This is a genomic window from Actinomycetota bacterium (assembly GCA_035536535.1).
Taxonomy (GTDB): domain Bacteria; phylum Actinomycetota; class JAICYB01; order JAICYB01; family JAICYB01; genus DATLNZ01.
This window is the reverse complement of the sequence record DATLNZ010000058.1, coordinates 12,201-32,768: the sequence shown is the minus strand read 5'-3', so window position 1 is coordinate 32,768 and position 20,568 is coordinate 12,201. Positions and strand designations below refer to the sequence as shown.

Here is a 20,568-nt window from a genome sequence, read left to right as displayed (position 1 = left end):
AGAATCAAGACAAATACGGTGTTACGGCCGGTCATTGCGGAGCGACTACCCAGCGAGCGATAGTCGGGTCCGCTCGTCTCGGACCGGTGCTGGCCTCGACGTGGTTCGACACCAGCGGCCCCGTTGACTCCGATCTTTTGTATTACTTTATCCCTAGGCAAGACCAATCTCCCAACGTACTTGTGGGGACCACGTGGGTAAGAGGCGTCGAGGCTAAATACTCTGCCTTAGGTCTTCTACTGAACGAAAGGCTGTGCTTCCAAGGGGTCACGAGCGAAAACAATAATTGTGGGAATATCGATTTTCGAGACGGCCCGATTGGTCGCCTCGATCGTCAATGGTGCATCAACTACCCGGCGGACGTAGGTGACAGTGGTGGACCCGTCTATCAAGTCCTCCCCTCACAGGGTGCAAAGGCGGCCGGAATCATTGCGAGCTTTGTGGAGCGCGGCGGGAGACGAATAGGCGCGTGTTTCTCGGCGATCGAGCATGCCGAGACGCGGTGGAACCTGCAGGTCTGGCTGCCTTGATGGGATGAGCGTCTGAACTTGTGAATGGCCACGGCCGTGGGAGGGTGCAAGTTGGTTGTCGCCAGGTCAGCCTGCCTCGTGTTGACCGCGTTAGTGATTACGGGAGCGTGCGCTACGGCTGGAGGTCAGCGACTAGGGCAGGGCGCTACACCTGCGCCTAATCCCACGATGCCCCCACCTTACGTCAACCCCGACCAGGCGCAGTTGGTCGTGCCGGATGAGGCCCTAGTGGGCCGACATCCCACTCGATGGAGTCGTGTCGTAAAAGAACCTGGGGATGCTCGGAAATTCACGGTGCTGTTCCTTGGCGGCTTCCCTGGTTGCAACACCCTGGCGGATTACAAACTCGAGCTAGATCGCCGCCGTCGGATCGCATGGTTAACGCTATTTTCTGGAAGATCAGTCACATGGTCATCGGAGTCGTGCCCCGCCGCGGGCTCACCGGCAAAGGCCGTACTCGTGGCTAGTCAGCCGGTGGCCGACTACGAGTTTAAGGATGGCAGCCAGAGGCCAAACCCTTAAAGGAGGCCCGCCTTTGAGGCTGGCTCCAGGACCGCCTAGGCGCATCAAGGGGGCTGCCAAGAGCGTGTCCACCCCCCTCTACCCCTGCGACGCCCCACGGGACATGCGTCCTTGGCATGGTCTTCAAAGGGAGTTGCTAGTGAGACCGATGATGGACTCTCAGCCGTAGTGGTTTGCTGTGCCCTTCGGTCCTAAGGAGCGGGCGGGCCGAGGGTAGTACCTGCCCTGAATGCGATCATCGATGGCCCAGAGCGGAATAACGGCTCCCCAGAGCAGGTGGGAGTCGCCTCCGGGGGCGGCCCTACCGACGGCGATCGTCGACATCCGAGCTCGAGCTCAGCTCCCAGCAGGCCCCCGCGTAACCCGGCTCGCCCGACCAGACTTCTGCGCGCGATGCTGGTCCGCCACGTTCGCTGCCGCCGACCGACGGGGATCAGGAGGACGAGTGACCGGTATGCTCATCAGCGCAGCCCTCTCCGAAGCAGGAGTAAGGGGGCGGCGGTATCGGAGGCGAGAAGGACTTCCGAGCGATCAGGGCGGCGATTCGCCAGCTGCTCAGGAGGCTCAAGTGGATGAGCGCGAGCGGCTGACCCAGGAGTACCTCGAGAAGGGGCTTCCGCAGGAGGCGGCCGAATACTTCGCCACGCTCGAGACCTTGGAGTCGGACGTCCGCATCATCGACGAGGACGGCACCGACCGGCCGGACGTGCCGTACGCCTCCGAGTAGATCGCTCGCTGCAGAACGCGCTATCGGAGCTGCGCCGACGGGGATTCGTGTGGCCACCGCCACGGAAGGGACGGTCGTGATGCGGGAGTGGAGCGTGCTGGTCGAGTTTGAGTCGCCAACGGAGAGGCCGCGCAGGATCTGACGGACGCCGTCTGCACCGCCCTGGACCGCCTCGAGGACCATCACGCAGCCGCGTCGGGCGAGCAGCGCTCGTACGGCTTCCGCTTGACCACTCCTGCGTCGGCGGCCGATCAGGCCGTCACAGACGCCGTTGCGTTCGTCCGGGACGCGGCCGGGGTCGCGGGGCTCCCGGACTGGCCGCTGACACGCCTCGAGGCGGTCGACGCTGACGTCCTGGCGGCTGAGCTCCAGATGCCGAGCGCGAGGTTTCCGGAACTTCCTTGTAGTCCTGCCGTAGCTGAGATCAGACAGCCCTACCCGAAGCCACCGCAGCCTCCGTGTAGGCTGTTAGCTGGCCAGGACCCGCTGCTCACGGCCTCCAATCAGACCAGAGCCACCATCGTGTAAACACGCCCGGGCCTGACACCAGTCGGGCGAGTCATGTACGCGAAGGAGGCCGCCATAAGGAGGGGATGCGTTCATTCCGGCTGCAACAACGCCTCCAGTGGTAAGGCTAGAAGCGCGCACGGATCGTGCAACTCAAGACGGCAGCATCGGTGACAGCGGACGACAGCGATGAGGCTGATCGCTCCGAGGGTAGGCATGACTATGGGCTCCCGAATCAACTTCTTCGTGTCGGTTCCGCCGCATGAGCCGCAGAGCGCGAAGGAGGATACGTCGTTGAGTACACGCTGGAGCTCTGCGTACCGCTCAAGAGCAAACTTCACTCCTATAGTTCTCACCGGAGCAGGGTAAACGGGTCCACCGACATCGCCGCACGAGCCCGGCTAGATCGCTCGCGCTGCGAGGGATTTCTTGACCAGCCGCACGACCTCCTACGCCGCGACACCAAGAGTGGCTGTGCGTAACACCCACCGCCGAGAGCATCCCTGACGGCGATTTCGTGCCGAGCCAGGCTCAGCCCAGCTGCGTGGCGCATGGGGTGGAGTTGGCCTTCGGCAGGCTGCACGTTGGAGATGACGGCGATGCGCACGCGAGGAGTCGCTCGTCTCCTCGCCATCTGAGTCCCAGTCAGCCGCTCCCGGCTCCAGGACCTGCGAAGAGGGGCCGCCTCGAGGCCGGCTGTCATTCACGGCGTCAGCTACGGCGCCGCCGGAGGCAGCTTTTTGATGGGCCTGCCAGCTCGGTGTTCGGGGCGGCCGCCGTTCCCGCCGCAAACGAGCAGCGGGCCACCGTTCACGCCGGGTCGACCTGGCGAACGAGGCGCTACCGGGCACGGGATCTTCAGCAAGCAACGCCTCGATCCATTGGCAGTCGCGCTCGCCGTCGAACTGCTGTCCCGCCGTTGTGACCTCGAAGACCCTCCGACGACCCCGACAGGTAAACGCCCCCCCGCCGTCCGTCAGACGTCGCTCGAGGGAGCCCTCCTCGACTGGCCACAGCCATCACGATGGCTTCCAAGAAGGTCAAGGCGGAAGTCGTCAGGCCGACCCCGACACCGGAGGAGAGTCAGGCGGCCGTAGACCGAGCCGACTCATCTCCCTGCCCCTGGTCCGCCTTGGTGACTCCGAGCGACCTCCCATCGCTCCGACGACGTGCGGTTCAAAAGTGACAGCGGCACGCACAGGCCGACTCACCTCCGCGGGGCCACGCCTCGTCCCAGGGGGCCTGGCCAGTCCGCCGCTGGCTCTCGACAGCCACAACGTTTTCGGACAGCTCTTCGTGCAGGCCGTTCAGTTCTGCTGCGGCATGCAGTTCATCCAGGAAGGGCTCGAGGAGGTCCGCCAGGCGGTCGACGAAGGACCCGTCTTCCATGGGGTGTCGCTCTTGGCCGGGTCTTCCATGGGGTGTCGACCGTCGACGTGGCCGCCGCGCGGGTGGCATAGACCCGTGGGGGGACGTGAACTCACAGCCTCACGAAGCTGACGCCACCCGAATGTCACACTCCCGGCCCCCACCTCACTAAAGGACACCATTCTCGTGATGGGGGGACCTGGACAGGCTCAACGCGACGACGTGGCCGAGTGAGCGGCGGCGGCCAACCAGGCTCGTTCGCTCAGGACGAGTAGGATCGCCCCGTGGTTCATTCAGCGGTGTCGCTCAGGCTCGTGCGGGGTGATATGCGGACGCTCCTCCTCGTGACGGAGAAACAGTCAGTGGGCCCATCAGGCCACGAGGCCTTCTCTTACATCGAACCGCCGAAAACTCCCCACCCTTCTGTCGAGATCGATCCGGCCGCCCTCTACTCGGAGGACTCGCTGAAGGAATTCCTTGGCGGCCTAATCGTCGGGGGCGATAGTGAAGTCACCGCTTGGATCCTGTCGTCGCGGCTGCCGCGGCTGCGTGCCCTGTTGAAGCTGCCAGCGGATGCTGGACCGCATGTGGTCCAGGTATGAGTGACGCCGTAGAGAAGAAACCGACCGTGGGGGTCGAGCCGCCCGCGGGAGTCGAACCGTCGGACGACTCGCGCGCCGTAGCCACCGGCCTGCGATCAACAGCCCGGTGGGTCGCAGCGGCATTCGCGGGGATCCCCAGCCTCGCCGTAGTCGGGTCAATCGTTCGTGCCCCTGGGGATTCCGGCTTCGATGAGCGACTCCTAATCGCCGGCGTCCTTCTTGCGGCACTGGGGGCGCTTACCGGGATCCTCACCTTCGCCAGCGTGCTCAGTCCTGCGCCCGTCACTGATCCCGAGATAACCGCAGGGAACCTAGAGCTCCTCCCCGAGGGCAGATTCACGTCTTTCGAAGCCCTGAGGCAGGCTCTGGAGGAAACTCGTGACGCGGTCGGCATTAAGCGCGACTTGGCGTCGGACCTTGCCAGTTACGCAGCGGCGGACGAAGCGAAGGCCGTTCAGGCCGAAGCGGCCTCAAAGGCAATGGACGAACTGATCAAGGGTCTTAACCCCGTTCCCCCCGACAGGGTGAAGGAAGCGGCGGTGGCGCGAAGGTACGCCCTGACCCTGCGTGCGGCGGCGGGTGTGAGTGCCGCCGAGGCCGCAATCCGAAAGCACGACCTGGTGCGGACTGAGCAGCGACTGACATCGCTGGAGGCTCTTCGCCGCGGCGCGTACGGGATCGCGATCGGCGCCAAGATTAACAAGCGATACGAGAGGGCCCGGAGGTGGTGCGTCGTTGCTGTACTCCTGGTCTCCGCTGGAGTGGCCTGCCTGGCGCTGGCTCCTAGGCCCAAGTCGGAGACGACGGCCGCTCAGCTCGTGACGCTGAAGCTCGAGGACCCAGGCAGGAGGGCACTTGGATGCGACGCCGACAATGTTCAAGCGCTGCGAGTAGGCGGTGATGAACAAACGCCGCTCGTCATCGTGCTGCCCGGCGGCGACTGCCCAGTCAAGGCGGTCGAGTTCCTTACGAAGAAGCCGGAACCGTTCGGAAAGGTGATCGAAGAGAAGCTGGTCGAAGCGAGTTAGCCGTCCCTCCTGCGCAGGCGAGGTCCTGTCACGACCGAACTTGGGCCTCAGACCCCCTCGGAGGCGTAGCGGACCCCATGGAAGACCCCCGAAAATCCCGACCCCATGGAAGACGAGCCCGCGGAAACGGATCAATCGTTCAGCTGCGAGGTCCTCTGAGACCTCTGCAGCGAGGCCGAGAACGCGCGCGCCGGGGCAGGACTCGGAGGGGATCGATCCCGGCCAAGTGCTCGAGGTCGGACGTTTGGCCGTGGCCACGATCCAGCTGCTGCACAGGCGCCGACGGGATCTCGAGGAGCTTCTGTGGGACCTCAGGAACAACTTCGCCCAGAAGGCCTCGGAGATCGATGAGCTGCTGTCGTCGCTCGTCGGGGTGTAAAGGGCCGGCTCCCGACACTCCGACCGAATGGGGCCGGCCCCCCGTTCCATCAGCCCGTTGGCAACGGCGGCCGGCCGAGTGACAACCGGTGAGTCACGTGACGCCCGGTCGGGCCGATCTAGCGACTCTTGGTCTTCTTTGTCGACTGGCCCATGGGCTTTCCGGCCGTCTTGCGGCTGGAGAGGAACCCGCTCTTGAGCTCCTTCACGCGCACAGCCTTCGAAGCTCCGCTGGCCGGCCGCCCGGGCCGGCGCGCCCAGTGGTTCACGAAGTTCCGAACCTCCCGGCCCGACCAGACCGGGCCGGCGCCGAGCTGCGCCACCGGCGAGGGGAAGTCGGACCGTCGCGTGAACATGCTGGCGCGCTGCTTGGAGACCCCGAGCATCAGTGCGATCTCGCTGACGCCCACGAGGATCTCGGAGCTCGCCGGCTTCTGGAGCTCGGCCTCCAGGGCCTCGTCCGGGATGGCCTCGACGCACTCCAGCGGCCAGTCGGGCAGGCCCACCGTCGAGGCGACGCCCGCCAGTCGGCCGATGCCGGCAACGGCGGCAGCGATAGGCGAGTCCGCCGCCACCGTCATCCGGAAGCTGAAGGAGCTGGGGCCGTAGCTGGCGGCCGCGTGCAGATCCTTCAGCTTGTCCAGTGCGCCCTCGACCGCGTCACCGACCGTCTCGGCCGGGCGCCCCGCGGTCGTCGAAGCGAACTCGAGCAGGACGCTCCACTCCCGACCCATCACGACCTCCCCTTGCCTCTCGGCGGCCACCGAACCCCTGGCGACGCATCTCCGCTAGGTGGTTGCGGATCGAACGCTGGTCCCCGGGAGTCCCGGAGAACACGCAGATCTGCTTCCACTTGTCCGGGGGCGTGAAGCGCAGGTGGCCGTGCTGTGTGGTGTCCACGGTCCAGCCCTGCTTCTTGGCTTCCTTCACGACGTCCCGGCTGTTCATGATGCCCCCTCTGGCCCAGCGGTACGGCTTCGATGCGTTGGCGGGTCCTGCTCCCGGACACCATCTGGCCGCAGGTGCCGGAGCATTTGACCTTGGAGGCTGGCCGGGTCACGCTGCTACACCTCCAACAAGGGACACCAGAGGAGCTCCTTGATTCCCTTTGTCGCCCCTAACGACGGTCTCCAGGCCTTCAACTGCCCGCACTGTTACGCGTATGCGCGGCAACACTGGTACGACGCCTACGGCGTCGCAGTGGCAGACCTTCCGAATGGAAGGCCCCCCGGTGTCCGCTTCTCGCTGTGCGCTCACTGTCAGGAGTGGTGCGTCTGGAGGGGCGGGGAGATGCTTGACCCCCGCACTACCTCTGGCGTACCGCAGCCGAGTCCGGATCTGTCCCCGGAAGTGGAAAGGGAGTACCGGGAGGCGGCGGAGGTAGTCAGCACCTCCCCCCGGGCGGCTGCGGCGCTCCTGCGTCTCGCACTGCAGAAGCTCTGTCGAGAGCTTGAGCCGGACGAGCGAGACTTGAGCAATGCAATTGGTGCCTTGGTGAGGCGGGGCCTTTCTCCTTCCATCCAAAGGGCGGCGGACTACGTCCGGTTCATTGGTAACGAGGCGGTCCATCCAGGCCGGATCGACATGTCTGACAATCGCGACACGGCGATCACGCTCTTCCAGCTCATCAACCTGATCGCCGAGGGGATGATCTCGGCGCCCAGGCGAGTGGACGAACTCTTTGACTCGATGCCCGAGGGCGTTCGTGACGCCATCCAGAGGCGAGACGCGCCGCCTCGCACTGAGTAGGTAGTCACACGGTCATCCCGAGCCCTCCATCGGTCACTTCTGTGGCCCTCGAGGCTTGTGTAGGAGAGCTTTGCCCCCGCCAGCCGTGCTGAACAGTTTGAAGTCGAAGGCTGTGTCGCGTGGTCTTCTGAAGGGTGGGGCGAGGGAGGCTCGGACACCACTGACCTAGGAGTTCAGTAGCGACGACTGCATCCCGGGGGCCTCCCTGAGCATTGACAGAGGATCCCATGGGTCCTCTAACGGAACCTGGCCGGCTACATCACCAGCGTGAACGAGCAGGTGGCCGACGAGCGGGCCTACGGCTCTTGGCTGCCACCCCTCCCAGATTTGGGGGGGAGAAGTGGGCCCGGTCGGGGCATGTCATCGTGTCGAGGTGCCGAGGCCGTCTCGGCACCTCGACAGAGTCGCCAGGCAAGTCGTTAGACATCTGCGGAGGAGGGTTCATGCCCAAGAGTCGTGAGCCACAGAAACCGTCTAGAGAAGAGATTCGAAAGGGTCAAAAACCACAGCCAGGCGTCCAGCAGCCTCAACCACAAACAACCCGGCCGAAGCCCAAACCACCGCCACAGAAGAAGACGGGCGCGTAAGTGCCCACCACCTTCTTAGGACTCCTCATCTTCGTTGCTTTTCTGGCTCCCGGCTTCGTCTTCGTTCTAATACGTGAACAGAGACGGCCTTCACCTGAAAGATCTGTTTTCCGGGAGACCGCTCTGTTTCTGCTCTCGGGGCTCCTAGGAAACATCCTCGCGCTTCTTCTGTTCGGCTTGGCTCGCACAAAGTTTCCCAATCGAACTCCTGATGTCGGGCAGCTCATCCGCCAACCTGGGCCCTATGCCGAAGGGCACTATCTGGAGCTGGCATGGTGGTCCCTTGGTTTCCTGGTCCTCTCATGTGTGACCGCGATTGTCCTCGCCCACCAGGACCCCCGGAAGTGGAGGCTCATCAGCTTCCTTGGGAATCGGAAGTTCCTCAGCTTCCTCGGAGGGTCGATCAGCGTCGATTCAGCATGGGAGGTGGTGTTCAACTCCGAAGCCATTGCCGAGACCGAAAAACACTGCGGGTGCTTGCTTGAAGACGGCACATGGATCAGCGGGGTACTAGCATCGTCTAGCCCTGATCCTCGAGAAACTGGTGACCGCGAGCTCGTCTTGGCTCCGCCTATCTACTGGAGAGCGGCCGGTGACGAGACCGTTGTCGAGTCAGACGCACAGCGCGTAGTGATCTCGGCTCGCCGGTTAGTGGTCTTAGATGTTCGTTACTACGCACCGCAGGAGGAGTCTGCCGGTCTGACTGCCAACCCCAGACCTGCTCCACTCGCCGGAGACCTGGGGAGCCAGAGTGCCTCCGTCGTGGAGGGCGCACACTTGACCCCTCCCAGACCAGCGTGGTGAGTGCTTGCTCGCCGCTCTCGCTCTGCAGGGCGCTGTCGGGTCGCCCGCCGGATGGGCGCAGCACGGCGACAGGGGGCTCGACCTCCTCTGAGAAGCGGCCCCTCAGTGTCCCGGAGCGGGATGCGTAGGTCGGCGGGCCGCGGCGCGCGCATCCTTACGAGCCGATCCTCGCGATCACCTCGCTGAGATAGAGCGTGGAGATGTCCGAGAGGAATCCGGCGGCGACAACCAAAGCCGAACTGATCAACGAGCAGAGCTGCAAGAACACCGGTATGACATGGGGCAGAGCCGTCAACACCACGAGTGTCCCCATCGACACCACCAGCGCCACGCTCGCCAACCGAGCCAGCCCATCAAAGACAACATCAAGCACCGTCCACATCGGAACCTCCCTTCTTCTCCGACTCCCCAGGTGGGGGTTCTGAATCATGAAGGCCGGGGGCGACAGAGCCCTGTGAGTCGCTGGGCGCTCAGCGATCTAGGCCGACGCTCCCGTCAGGCCCCGTCCTGCGGATCCCCATGTGGAGATGGCCCCGCCTCGGTCGGTGTATTGGCTTGGTCAGCCAGCTCCAGCATCACTCTATGGTCGAAGGCGGCTCGAGTAACTTCTCGGGCTGGGACCGAAGCAGGGCATCGGCCTGGTCACCTGTGCCCCTCTCGGAAGTTCGGCTGGCTCTCGCAGGACCCTGGGGGCAATGTCTTGTCACGACCGAATTTGGCCCCAAAACACCCCTCGGAGGCGTAGCGGACCCCATGGAAGACCCCCAAAAATCCCGACCCCATGGAAGACGACCTCCCGTCGGCCCCACCATCGGCCACTTCTGAGGCCCTTCGGAGAGTTACGGCGCTCGGAGTGGGTCATCTTGATTCTCCTCGCAGCCGTGGCAGTCGGCGCTCTCGCGACCTGGCTCCTCTAGCCTGCCATCGCTTGGCTGGCAGCAGTCGCCGGGCCCGCTCGCGGGATCAAGGATTGGCTTCCTCCGAGCGCAGCGACCACATCACACTGATTGCTTTCGTCAGCGACGACACTGATCGCCTGATCGTCCGGCTCAAGACGAGGTTCACGAACCGTACGTCGCAGCGAGTACGGAGCAGCACGAGAACGATCACGCTCAATGAGCACAAGGCCGAAGTCATCCGAGCCATAGTTGCGGCCTAATGCGGCCGGCTGGTCCCGACCGCACGGCCTGTTCATGGTGGCATCTGCCGGTCACCCCTGACACCCGTACCTCAGCACCTGCAGGCGCGTGGGCCGGGCGAAGGTGATCGTGATTCTGCGCCGAATCCTTGCCAGATCGTGAGCGACTACATCGGGACGTTCCCTGAGCGGTCCAGCAAGCGCGGCTTGACCAGCTTCGCGCGCAGCGGCCGCCGGTGGTGGGTAAGGGTGCTCATCCTTACTTGGCCTCACAGGAGGAGGCGCAGGAGTTCTAGGAGCGGCACGGAGGGTCCCGGTCGGACCCGCATGACCTCGACCGAGTCGGCGACGGGGTGGCGTGTGAGTCGAACCCGCGGGAAGCGGTGGAGGCGGATGACCGAGCCAAGGCCAGTTGGCGGCGGCGGACCAGCAGGCGAGAGACCCAAGGCAAGGTTGTACTGGCTGATGGTTGCGGCGCTCGTTGGAGCCTTGACCGTAAAAGTGGTGGAGGTGGGTTGGGAGCGGATCGTGACTCCGCGACTCACTCGACCGACGCTTGTGACAATTGACCGCACGCAGTTGCGATTCTTCGACCCAAGAGGCGCTGATGGCAAGCTATCGGTTCAGCCCGCCGAGCGCGACACCGGAGTCTGCCGGTCTGAATCCGTGACAACCAGGCGGAGTGACGCCTACCGATGCTCCGGGGACCGCACCCCCATTGGCGACCCCTGTTTTCGGTACTTCGGCGGTGGCAGCTACCTTGCACTCTGTCCTGAGTGGCCAAACCGGGATGGCGGCGTGCTTCTGAGTGTTAGAGAAGCCCCCTCTGAGCCGCCTGGGTCCGACAGGCATGACGGGTATGCGGACGCGTTTAGCGACCCTGGGTCCGTTTGGTCCATCACTCTCCTGAACGGGGACCGGTGCACGGTGCGCCCCGGTGGCACTCGGCTTCCTAGAGGCGGATTGACTCAGACCTACGAATGCCACAGTGGGGCGGTAGTGGCTGGACAGCTCGATACGCGCACCGAACTGTGGCTGGCGAACTACTTCAGCCCTCGAAGCTCGTCGAGCGAGCAGGTCCCCGTTCGCGTCGCTTGGTTCTAGTCATGGCTGGCCGTCCAGGCGCATCAGCGCAACGCGAGTACGACCGCCGCCGGACGAACCTGAAGGAGCGGCGTAGAAGGCGGCTGCCGTTCACGCTCGTACTCCTCGTGTTCGCCCCGCTGCTCGCGTGGACGCTCGTAGATGCCTTCCTCCCCGGCGTCGGCAAGTGGGCCGCGGGCCTCGCGTTCCTCACGCTCCTGAGCGACGCGACAGTCCAGGTCCGCTCCACCGAGTCCTGGAGTATCGGCGCCTCCGGTGAAAGGCGCACCGCTCGCGCTCTGGAAGGCCTTGGCCTCGGCTACGCCGTCCTGCACGACCGCAAGATGTCCGGCCGCCGGTCCAACATCGACCACCTGGTCATCGGTCCGTGCGGGGTGTTCGTGGTGGAGACCAAGTCCTACAGCGGCAAGGTTCGCGTGCGCCGGAGAGAGGTTTTCGTCAACGGCCGTCGCCGCACCGGCATCGTGGACCAGGTGCTCGGCCAGTCGCGCGCGGTGGAGGAGGTTCTGTTCCGCGCAGGGCTTGGGGCGGTGCCAGTCACGCCGGTCCTGTGTTTCCACCGGGCGCATCTGCTGCGGAGGACGCGGGTGGGGCACGTGCGGTTTGTCGGTCGGCGTGGGCTGCGGAAGGCCGTCACTGCGGCTGGAGCTCGTGCCGATGCGGAGCAGGTGATCCGGGCAGCTGCGGTGCTTGACGAACAGCTGCGGCCTGGGTGAGGAGGGAGCACCGACGCGAGAGCCGAGCGCGCGAGAGCAGCAGTCGGGCACACCGCAAGGGCAGAGGCAGGGTCGCACGGGCTAGGGCACTCTCGCTGCCGTGCTTGTGGAAGAGTCGAGGCGAAGTCACGTCGGCAATCGACTGTTTGCACCTCAGCCAACCAGCGGGGGGGTAGGTCTGAATCAGAAAGCGGCCCACGACGACTACGACGTGGCTGTGTCCTTCGCGGGAGAAGACCGGTACTACGTTGAGGCAGTCGTTCGCGCCCTTCAAAGACACGGGGTCAGCGTGTTCTATGACCAGGATGAGCGTCCGAGGATGTGGGGCACGGACCTGGCGGAGCAACTCGCCGAGCTCTACGGGCGGCGGGCCTTCAGAACGCTGATCTTCATTCATCCGACTATGTTCGGAAGGCTTTTCCGACTCACGAGCGACGCTCCGCTATGGCCAAGATCGTCGAGGATCCAGCTACGCCCCACGTGCTGCCGGTCAGGCTCGACGACTCAGATGTCCCCGAGCTCAATCCCACCACCGCCTATCTGGATGGGAGGGTGCTGGGGCCTGAAGAGGTGGCGGTAGCAACTGTCCAGCATCTTGCCGATTACGGGCGGCCACTGCCGACACCACCAGCCGAGCTTGCGAAGCGGGAGGAGATGGCAAGGAGAGCCTCGGCTCGAGCAGATCTGGTCGAGCAGCCGGATGGCTTGTGGTTGGTGAAGTACCGAATCCACAACGGGTCAGAGTTCCCGATCCACAACGTGGTCCCTATTGATTGACGACCCGGGGCAGGAAGGCCAGGCAGAAGATCGGCAGGGGACTGGCTTCGAGCTCGTGATCGGCACGATGAGTGCTGGGGAGACAATCGAAGACGAAAATGGCACGTTTCCGCTGTCGGCGGAACCGGTGTTCGCGGAGCTTACGAGCATGGCCGTTCTGCTGTTCACGGACGCGTGGGATCAGAGTTGGTCCGTCCGGGCTGGCCAACTTACCCGCCGATCCCACCCGCCGCGTATCTGCTGACGGGGGCGCAGGAGCGGCTCCGGATGATGCCCAACCCCGTCCACCCCTACTCAGCTCAAGCGGGAGCCGCAGTAGGCGGGAGCCGGGGGCCTCTGTCGCTGTAGCTGGCACCCCGCGCTGCCGTCCGAATCTCTCGCACATCGTGACGCCCCTGCGACCGTGGAACCAATGTCGAAGGCACCGGCGCGGGAGTGAAGCGGCAGGGGGAGAACTGCCGCCCGGCGAAGTTGGGGCAGGCCCATCCCACCGCCGTTCGAATCATGTCCAGGTTGCCGCCCATCGGTATTCCCGTCGCAGGTGCCATCCGAACCTGCGTAGCCAGTCGGCACCCCGACGATCTTGAATTAACCGCCCTCACCTTCCAGGAAGCTGCACAGCTCGCGAACTGAGCTCGGAGCGGACCCAAGAGAGCACTTATCTGGGAGCGCTCCCGTTGGGCGACGCACTTGAGGGCGGCTGGAGGAGGGGCAAGTGCCGTCGACCACTCCTCTTCTCACACCACTAGGGCCGGTTCCCCCTCACGAGATCGAGAACAGTCGCTGGTGGCGAGGGGCACGTAATGCCCGAGCCGAGGGCTGCCATCGCGCGACCCGCGTGGATACGGCCGTGTCCGTAGATGAGGTCGGGACCCTCGGGGCCCAGATCGTCGGCTGTGCACTGAAGCACCCGGACCACCTCTTCGTTGGAAGCTCCAGCACCCATCAAAAGGGCTGCAACGCCGGCAGCGAACGCTGCTGCGCCGGAGGTCCCGTTGAACGGGCCATAGGCACTGTGGTTGTCGGGTTCGCCGGAATTCCAGTCGGTGGCCTGGTGCCGCGAATGTGCGGCCAGGTCCAGCCCAAACCCCCAGTTGGATCGGAGGGCCCGCTGGTCTGGGAACTCATCGTCGGTGGCACCGACACAAAGAACCCGATCATAAGCAGAGGGGTTGGAACAGTAGGGGCGCCCTTCGTTTCCGGCAGCCCCGATGACGACCGCACCCCGCGACCAGGCGTAGGTAAGTGCCTCTTCCATCGCCTTTTCGTATGGGATGGGGTGCGAAGTAAGGCCGACGAAGTCGTCGGGCCAGAGGATGTCCTCCACCTCATAGAAGATGACCTTGGCTCCGCGATCCACTGCCAACCGGAGGGAGTCGTGCCAGCCGGGCCCAATCCTGATCGGCATGAGTCTTGCTCCTGGGGCCACACCAGCGATGCCGACTCCGTTGTTGCGCTCGGCGACGGCCACTCCGGCGGCGGCCGTGTCGTGTCCGCCGGGGGGGGGCTCCGCCCCCGGATTCAGGAAGTCATATCCGGGCACGAGCTGGTTGCGTAGGTCCTCGTGCTGACGGTCTACCCCCGCCAGCGCGATCATCGCCAGAACGATCCCGGACCCGGTCGAGCGGTTCCAGGCCTCGGGAACTCCCGCCACCCTGAGGCTGTTCTGGTACTGCCACCTGGGATCGTTGGGTGCGTAGGCGGACGCGGACGGCGCGACTGTCGCGCCCATCACGATCAGCGCAGCGAGAGCCGCGATCCGCGCCTGCCTCCGCTTGGACATCTCAGCAGCTTCCCGCCGGCTGCCCCGTGCAGGGCCTGACGTCGGTGGGAGAGAAGCGAGTCGTCGGAGGATTGCCGCCGTGGTACTGGACTGCCCCTAGCCCGACCTCAAAGTAGTTCGGCAACGAAGTGGGGTCGTTCAGGTCGGCATTGATGTAGACGTAGGGCTCTTGACCCGTGATGGCCACACCATCGTCCTGAAGGCCCACGGTCGAGTCACCGGTAGTCTTCACCCCGTAGCATGACCCGGGTGAGACGGGGCAGACGATCGGGTTCAAGTTCCCTCCAGGAACGGTGACCGGGTTGATAGGTCCGGTTTCGTACCTGAAGTAATTCCCCCCGATTCCCCCCTGGTAGCTGGGGAGAGGTGGTACGCACAGCGGTGGTTCTGTGATGTGGCAGAGGGGACCCCCGTGGTCAGCGAAAGCAGTTCCCCCCGTTGCCATCAAGATGCCTACAAACAGCCCCACGACTACGACCGCTCTTCGAATCAACCCGCACCTCCGTTACCATCGGTGGGCAGGGCGCACGACACTAGATTCCCGGTTCGGCCCCCCTTTCCTGCTCCCCAGCGTCTGGCCCCGGGACCCCCAGAAGGAGTCACGGCGCGACACTACGCCCGTTCGGATGCTTTGACCAATTGGGCCAGGGTTCGGCCCTGGGCAACAGAAGGGGACGCGCCTCCTTTCCACGGGGCCTGTTCAAGGGCTTACGAGGCTTAGAGCCGATAGTCACTCGGAGAAGGAAGCGCTCGAAAACCGAAGACCCCTGAAAATCCCGACCCCATGGAAGACGTGGCTGGCCAGCCACGTCACGCAGCTGTACGACCGGGTCGCCGACCAGCTGCTTACGGCTCCCGGTGGGACAGGAACGTCTCCAGCGGTGCCCGCACGCGCGAGATGTCGAACCACTCAGGTTCCGGGTGCTCGAACAGTCACACGCCCCCGAGGCGCGAGCTCGTCCGGGCGGGGGCGAGTTTTTCGCTCTGCAGGACCTGCTTCAGCATCAGGGTGTAGAGGGCGACCTGGGGGACCCCATGGAAGGCCACCGAAAATCCTGACCCCATGGGAGACGACCCATCGAATTCGGCTGACCACCCCAGTGTCAACTTATGTTCCTAGAGCACCGCTGCAGCTCTGGGGTAAGCACACTGGCCCATCCGAGTGTCAACTTATGTTCCTAGAGGGCGCCTCGGCTCAAGGGTAAGGACGCTGGGGCACCGGGGTGTTCTCTTCTTGGACGACCGAGCGTACGCTCCAGCGGGACCGGCGGTTATGCCAGTCCCTCTGTACCGGAGCTGGACGGACCAATGAGCCGAGACCTAGACACAGTCGTTCGACAGGCGTCACGGGCCGATTGGCCGACGGTTCGGCCGCTTCTCAGTGAGGTGGGATCAGTCGCGGATGCCGGCATCGAGGGTCGCTTCGTGGAGCGTGTGTCGGACCCTGAGTCATTGGTGCTTGTCGCCCTTCAGGGAGAGGCCTTGGTGGGATACGCGTGGGTTCAAAGCTTCGGTCCACACCTGCGTTCCGGCGACATCGTGGCTCGACTTCATGACTTAGCGGTTATCCCGTCTCACCGGCGGAGGGGTGTGGGACGCGAGATATTCGAGGCAGTTGCTGATTGGTGCCGGCGGGAAGGAATACGGTGGCTCCAGTGGCAGGCTTCGGCATCTGCGGTCGGCTTCTACAGTCGACTCGGCCTGGCAGGGGATACAAAGTCTGACTTGGAGGAGCACCCGTTCTATGAACTCGAGTTTGAGCAGGCCGCACAACTCAGTGCTGACCCCTCCGCGTGACGTCGCTCGGGTTGGGCTAGAGCCTGAGGCTCGAGGGTCACGACGCTCCGTTACTCCCGTGTCGACCGAAGTCCCACCCACAGCGCCGTGAGGTTGCCGAAGGAGTTGCCCGGACTTCCCCCGCTCGGTGAGGACGGACCGGTGACCGTCACGCGTATGGGCGTGGGCGGATCTATACCCGGCGCTCCCGGTGCTCCCACAGCCCTCCCTGGCGATGAGCAGGGGCGTAGCTGGCCGTCGTCCCCTTGCAAGACGAGGTCGTCCTCTCTGCATCACGCGCGACGTCGACGGACGACGGTTCGGTGCCGTCTTCCTCCCCTCCCTCTTTCAGGTTGACGGCGCCAACTACCATGACCTCAAGCACTGGGGCGTCAAGACGCGGGGGGCACATGATCTCGAAGCGACGATTTGCTGCGCTAGTCGTTTGGCTACTTCTCGTATCAGCTGTCTGCGTGGGTGGGGCAAGCACGAGCGCTACGGCTCAGGAGACCATCGACACGTCGGAGGACCTCTCCTATCAAGAACCCCAGGACCAGATGCATCTGTTCATGCCATCGGCTGAGCTAGTGCGGCGCGTGAAAGCGACCTTTGGGGAGTCTCGGTTCGGGGGGTACTGGATTGACCGCGCGACAGTCCCAGGAGTCTATCGGGTCGGGATCGTCGATCTGAACCTCGCGGATGAGGCAAGGTTTAGGTCTGAAGTGTCTAGCGACCCCCGCGCAGCGCCTTTTCGCGTGACTTACTCACGGGCCCAACTCCGAGCTACTCGTGCGGCGGTGACGTCCGTCATCAACAGTTCATTCCCAGATGCTTACTTCATCATCGCCCCAGACTCTCAGACCAATCGAGTCGTGGTGAGTGTTGACACACTTAGGCCGGAGATGGTTTCTGCCGTGGGGTCGTCCGGAGTGGACCAGGCTCAGGTCACGTATAGGCAGGAACCTGGGCTGGCTGGAGGGATGCAAATGGCGCAGGACCCAACCGGCCAGTTGCCAATCACTTACAGCAGGACTAAATACCCACCGTATTACGGCGGCCTTCAAGCGTCTGTTCGGAGGAATCTGGATGCGGACAACATCCCGGCGAACGACACGCTGATCGGCAACTGCACTTCGGGCTACTCGTTTAACAAGGGTTACTGGGGTGTCACCGCCGGTCATTGCGGCCGCTCTGGACCCGAGACGATGATCTCGATTGGGACCACCGAGGTTGGGTGGATGGGGCGGAATCGCTGGGTGTTTCAGGAGACAGCGGATCGAGTCGTGAAGGGGGACGTGGGCAGATTTGCCCTAGCCGGCTCGAGCGGGCCCCTGGGACAGGGCGAGCCGAAAGTAGTTACGGGCCCAAAGACGCTGAGAATAGTCGTCGGACAGTTCACCTATGACGATCTGGACCGGAACACGGACTCGTGCTGGTCAGGGTGGAAGAATCCCGGACCAAACTGTGGCCAGATCAAAGTCGTCGGCGGCGACATCAAGCTCACAGGCGGCGGCTACCTCGAGAATGCGTGGTGCAATGACTCCGTCTCAATAGAAGGTGATAGCGGCGGTCCCGTGTATGACGTCACAAACGCCGTAGAGGACGAGATTTGGGCAGAAGGAATCATGGCTGGCAAGTATGAAAAGATCGGCTACTCCTGCTTTACTCATATCCAGACGGTGCAAGAACTGATGGAGCTAACACTGGATTACGTCACCCTGATTTGAACCGGGCGCATGAGGGATCCACTGGATCGCTGGAGGCGGTCCACGGTGCGAGCCGCCGTCGTCACCGCCAGGTGCTGCGGAAGACGCGTGGGATTGTGGCGATCGCTGCCATAGCGGCTCTGGCCTCTGGTGCTTGGCTGGGTAGTCAGCGGTTTTTGCGGTCGGAAGAGCCCGTATTCACGGAGGCCAGACAGACAAGGCAAGAGGGTCATCCAGGACTCCCGCGGCTGGTGAAGCCAGAGCGCGGGCTGGTTCGGGTGCAGAAGACGTCGTACTTGGAGGCGTATCTGTCGACCGACGGACGCACAGTTGAGGTATGGCTCACGCAGGGCAAGGGGGACTGCGGACAGGAACGGCTGGCCAGTGTAACCACCGAGGTTCGCGGCGACTTGGTGATTGTCGTCATAACCCAAGGCGACCGCCCATCCGTTCGCGTTCGTTGCTGGGAACAGGAGCTGGTTCGGACCCAGGTTCAACTCGAACGCGCGGTGCCGGGGGCGAGGGTGGTCGACGGAACGACCCTCCCCTAACTGACCCGAACGGCGAGAGCTCCGCGTTGGACCGCAGCGGCAGTGTGGCAGTCGGGGATCAGGGTGTGGGCGACGTTTGGGGCTGGTTCCTCCCGGGTGATGGCGCGCACGTTCAGCCCCCGCTGAACCCTACAGTCCGTTCCCGATGACGACCGAACAGTTCGCGCGGTCCAGGTCCGCTTCGTAGTCGCCGGCCCTGGCGGCGAGTCTGTCAGCAGGTCGGGACACGAGACCTTCGGGAGACGGCGAGTCGCCGCAGGGGCTCCCGAAACGCTGGTGCACATAGATGTCGAACGCGTTGTTGAAGTCGTCGGTCGTGAGGCCGTCCGCCCAGGTGGAGAAGGCGACCGACATCCCGTCTCTGGAGATGGCCACCTCTCCGCCGGTGATTCCCCCTCCCCAAAGGCTTCGTGCCTGGTCTCCAGTCGACGAGACCGAAGCAAGGTAGGTGGTGTCCAGGTGCCTGTCCCGGACGAACACGTCCTGCAGATCGTTGTTGTCGTGCCGAACCATTCGTGAGGAGCTGGACCAGAAAGCGACATAACGGCCGTCCCCGGAGACGGCAGAATCTAGGCTCGACTCGGTGGGCCTGGACCCGTCGGCATCTACGGACACCAGCTCCGTCGCCTGCGTGTCACGGTCGTAGATGTAGACGTTGGTCGGCCAGTCCGACGCGCTGCAGTTCTTCGAATATGAGACGTGCCGGCCGTCATGGGAGACAGCGGGCTTGCCCGCGTGAATTCCCTGACCCCACGCTGCGCAATCATCCACTGAGGCCTGCGAGTTAGTCGCTCGCAGGAAGTCGTGCACCACGACGACCTCGGAGTACCGCTTCGCGGTCGGCGTATCCCTGAGGTTTGTCGCCAGGGTTGTGAATGCGACGGCCGCGCCGTCCGCGGACATCGCGGGCGCCCACGAGTCGTTGTCCCCGCCTCGTCCCACGCGGTCTATAGAGATTCGACTCGTCTGTGCCGTCTGCCTGTTGCGGATGAACACGTCGCCCTCGCCTTCGTCGTCTCCGTCGACGAGATCGGTCGCGTCAGAGGAGAACGCCACGAACCTCCCATCACCTGAGATCGATGGGCCGTGGCTGCCGTCGTCGGGTTCGCCGCCCACCTTTGACTGCGACACGAGCTCGGTCGTCCGCAGGAGCCGGTCGCGGACGTAGATCTGGCTCTCGCCGCTGGTCCCTCCGGTGACCAGGTTCATCGCCTGCGACGAGAAAGCAACGAAGCGCCCGTCACTGGAGATGGAGGGCTGGGCCTGGACGAAGTAGCCCCACCGGTTGACGGCCTGTTCCCCGGAAGACGCAACAGAGACACGTTCTGTCAGGCCGCTTCGGCGGTCGTGGATGAAGATGTCCACGCCGCCGTTCGTGTCCCCCGGCACCAGGTCAGCCGAGGACGACGCGAAGGCCACCAGCTGGCCGTCGGCCGAGATGGACGGAGAGAAGCTGTCGTCCCCGATGGCCGCTGCCCGCTGCCCCGGGTCGGGAGCCGACGCGCGCGTGGTGGTCGCGTGCGGCCCCGGCTCCGCCGTTGCTCGAGAAGGGACCGCGGCAGCCGCTACGCTCAGGCACAGAGCGACGATGCGTCTTGTCGGTGCTAGGACCGGACCCATGGGTGAAGGGGTTCGCCACCAGGGCCGAGGTTCCTCCAGCGCCCAAACGCCATCTGAAGGCGGGCCGGCCTTGGTCCAGGCACGGAAGAACTTGATCCTCCCAGCCTGGGGGAGCCAGAGACGGTCACTTCGACGCCTGGGGCCAGCAACACGTCGGACACCGAGATGGCTGCCCGCAAGAGAGCGATCCATACGACCACCGCAGCCGGTGTGCGCGGCGCGCTCCGGACGATCCTCGGTGCGCGTGCTTAGTAGTAGGCCTCGGGTTAGGTTCACGGGCCGGTGGTTACGCGGGTCCCTCCAATCAGAGAAGTTCTACGGGCGGTAGCCGCCGACTGGCTGCGGGGGCGTGTCACATCGGGCGGGGAAACTAAGGTATGAGGCAGGGTGCCGGGCCAGCTCGGACCGACTCTCCGGGTAAGGCCCAAGAGGTGCGGATTGCGTTGGCCACCAGCCCTGCGGGCTTGTCGGTGGATTCGGAGATCCGGCTGCTCAAGCCAGCTCTTCTTTAGGCAGGCCGGGTGACGCTGTGCAGGCCGACCGTGAGCATGTCGCCGCGGCAGCTCAGCTCCCACGTGCTAGCCAGACCTTGTGG

15 protein-coding genes are annotated in these 20,568 nt (G+C 64.3%); 9 read left to right on the top strand and 6 right to left on the bottom strand.

Features of this window, described 5'->3' with window-relative positions; translation table 11 throughout:
* Positions 1–1,620: 1,620 nt before the first annotated feature.
* From VNE62_03810 to VNE62_03795, 4 genes are all read left to right on the top strand, one after another.
* Positions 1,621–1,779, top strand: a complete 159-nt coding sequence (locus tag VNE62_03810; GenBank protein HVE91417.1) for a hypothetical protein — start codon at positions 1,621–1,623, stop codon at positions 1,777–1,779.
* Between the two features lie 2,159 nt (positions 1,780–3,938).
* On the top strand, positions 3,939–4,256 hold the full coding sequence (locus VNE62_03805; GenBank protein HVE91416.1) for a hypothetical protein: 318 nt from the start codon (positions 3,939–3,941) through the stop codon (positions 4,254–4,256).
* A complete protein-coding gene (locus VNE62_03800) occupies positions 4,253–5,284 on the top strand; it encodes a hypothetical protein (protein HVE91415.1) in 1,032 nt (343 codons plus the stop codon). The genes VNE62_03805 and VNE62_03800 overlap by 4 nt, the downstream gene beginning before the upstream one ends.
* 226 nt (positions 5,285–5,510) lie before the next feature.
* Positions 5,511–5,663, top strand: a complete 153-nt coding sequence (locus VNE62_03795; protein ID HVE91414.1) for a hypothetical protein — start codon at positions 5,511–5,513, stop codon at positions 5,661–5,663.
* A 118-nt stretch (positions 5,664–5,781) separates the two neighbouring features.
* On the opposite strand, the gene VNE62_03790 is transcribed toward VNE62_03795, so the two are convergent.
* The gene (locus VNE62_03790) at positions 5,782–6,396 is read right to left on the bottom strand and encodes a hypothetical protein (protein HVE91413.1); all 615 of its coding nucleotides are present in this window, start codon (positions 6,394–6,396) and stop codon (positions 5,782–5,784) included.
* A complete protein-coding gene (locus VNE62_03785; protein HVE91412.1) occupies positions 6,323–6,610 on the bottom strand; it encodes a hypothetical protein in 288 nt (95 codons plus the stop codon). The genes VNE62_03790 and VNE62_03785 overlap by 74 nt, the downstream gene beginning before the upstream one ends.
* A gap of 636 nt (positions 6,611–7,246) precedes the next feature.
* Here VNE62_03785 and VNE62_03780 point away from each other — a divergent pair.
* Positions 7,247–7,411 carry a hypothetical protein gene (locus VNE62_03780; protein ID HVE91411.1) on the top strand — a complete coding sequence of 55 codons (165 nt, stop codon included), beginning with the start codon at positions 7,247–7,249 and terminating at the stop codon, positions 7,409–7,411.
* A gap of 587 nt (positions 7,412–7,998) precedes the next feature.
* Positions 7,999–8,802, top strand: coding sequence for a DUF6338 family protein (locus VNE62_03775; GenBank protein HVE91410.1), 804 nt, complete (start codon positions 7,999–8,001; stop codon positions 8,800–8,802).
* 154 nt (positions 8,803–8,956) lie between these two features.
* Here VNE62_03775 and VNE62_03770 read toward each other — a convergent pair whose 3' ends face one another.
* The gene (locus tag VNE62_03770; protein ID HVE91409.1) at positions 8,957–9,184 is read right to left on the bottom strand and encodes a hypothetical protein; all 228 of its coding nucleotides are present in this window, start codon (positions 9,182–9,184) and stop codon (positions 8,957–8,959) included.
* 1,862 nt (positions 9,185–11,046) lie between these two features.
* Between VNE62_03770 and VNE62_03765 the strand changes: the two genes are divergently transcribed.
* Together VNE62_03765 and VNE62_03760 are read left to right on the top strand one after the other, a co-directional pair.
* Positions 11,047–11,760: a nuclease-related domain-containing protein gene (locus tag VNE62_03765; protein ID HVE91408.1), complete on the top strand. Its 714-nt coding sequence runs from the start codon at positions 11,047–11,049 to the stop codon at positions 11,758–11,760.
* Positions 11,761–12,204: 444 nt separating this feature from the next.
* Positions 12,205–12,537 carry a hypothetical protein gene (locus VNE62_03760; GenBank protein HVE91407.1) on the top strand — a complete coding sequence of 111 codons (333 nt, stop codon included), beginning with the start codon at positions 12,205–12,207 and terminating at the stop codon, positions 12,535–12,537.
* A gap of 745 nt (positions 12,538–13,282) precedes the next feature.
* Here the strand turns inward: VNE62_03760 and VNE62_03755 are convergent.
* Together VNE62_03755 and VNE62_03750 are read right to left on the bottom strand one after the other, a co-directional pair.
* Positions 13,283–14,320 carry a S8 family serine peptidase gene (locus VNE62_03755; protein HVE91406.1) on the bottom strand — a complete coding sequence of 346 codons (1,038 nt, stop codon included), beginning with the start codon at positions 14,318–14,320 and terminating at the stop codon, positions 13,283–13,285.
* Position 14,321: 1 nt separating this feature from the next.
* On the bottom strand, positions 14,322–14,552 hold the full coding sequence (locus VNE62_03750) for a hypothetical protein (GenBank protein ID HVE91405.1): 231 nt from the start codon (positions 14,550–14,552) through the stop codon (positions 14,322–14,324).
* A 2,341-nt stretch (positions 14,553–16,893) separates the two neighbouring features.
* Here VNE62_03750 and VNE62_03745 point away from each other — a divergent pair.
* A complete protein-coding gene (locus VNE62_03745) occupies positions 16,894–17,823 on the top strand; it encodes a hypothetical protein (protein HVE91404.1) in 930 nt (309 codons plus the stop codon).
* A 659-nt stretch (positions 17,824–18,482) separates the two neighbouring features.
* Here VNE62_03745 and VNE62_03740 read toward each other — a convergent pair.
* Complete coding sequence (locus VNE62_03740) at positions 18,483–19,973, bottom strand: calcium-binding protein (GenBank protein ID HVE91403.1); 1,491 nt, start codon at positions 19,971–19,973, stop codon at positions 18,483–18,485.
* Positions 19,974–20,568: the final 595 nt, after the last annotated feature.

Excerpts from the sequence above, each read along its gene's own strand:
- VNE62_03800 (HVE91415.1), top strand. The coding sequence starts at position 4,253 with ATGAGTGACGCCGTAGAGAAGAAACCGACCGTGGGGGTCGAGCCGCCC.
- VNE62_03790 (HVE91413.1), bottom strand. The coding sequence starts at position 6,396 with ATGGGTCGGGAGTGGAGCGTCCTGCTCGAGTTCGCTTCGACGACCGCG.
- VNE62_03785 (HVE91412.1), bottom strand. The coding sequence starts at position 6,610 with ATGAACAGCCGGGACGTCGTGAAGGAAGCCAAGAAGCAGGGCTGGACC.
- VNE62_03780 (HVE91411.1), top strand. The coding sequence starts at position 7,247 with ATGTCTGACAATCGCGACACGGCGATCACGCTCTTCCAGCTCATCAAC.
- VNE62_03770 (HVE91409.1), bottom strand. The coding sequence starts at position 9,184 with ATGTGGACGGTGCTTGATGTTGTCTTTGATGGGCTGGCTCGGTTGGCG.
- VNE62_03765 (HVE91408.1), top strand. The coding sequence starts at position 11,047 with ATGGCTGGCCGTCCAGGCGCATCAGCGCAACGCGAGTACGACCGCCGC.
- VNE62_03760 (HVE91407.1), top strand. The coding sequence starts at position 12,205 with ATGGCCAAGATCGTCGAGGATCCAGCTACGCCCCACGTGCTGCCGGTC.
- VNE62_03755 (HVE91406.1), bottom strand. The coding sequence starts at position 14,320 with ATGTCCAAGCGGAGGCAGGCGCGGATCGCGGCTCTCGCTGCGCTGATC.
- VNE62_03740 (HVE91403.1), bottom strand. The coding sequence starts at position 19,973 with ATGGGTCCGGTCCTAGCACCGACAAGACGCATCGTCGCTCTGTGCCTG.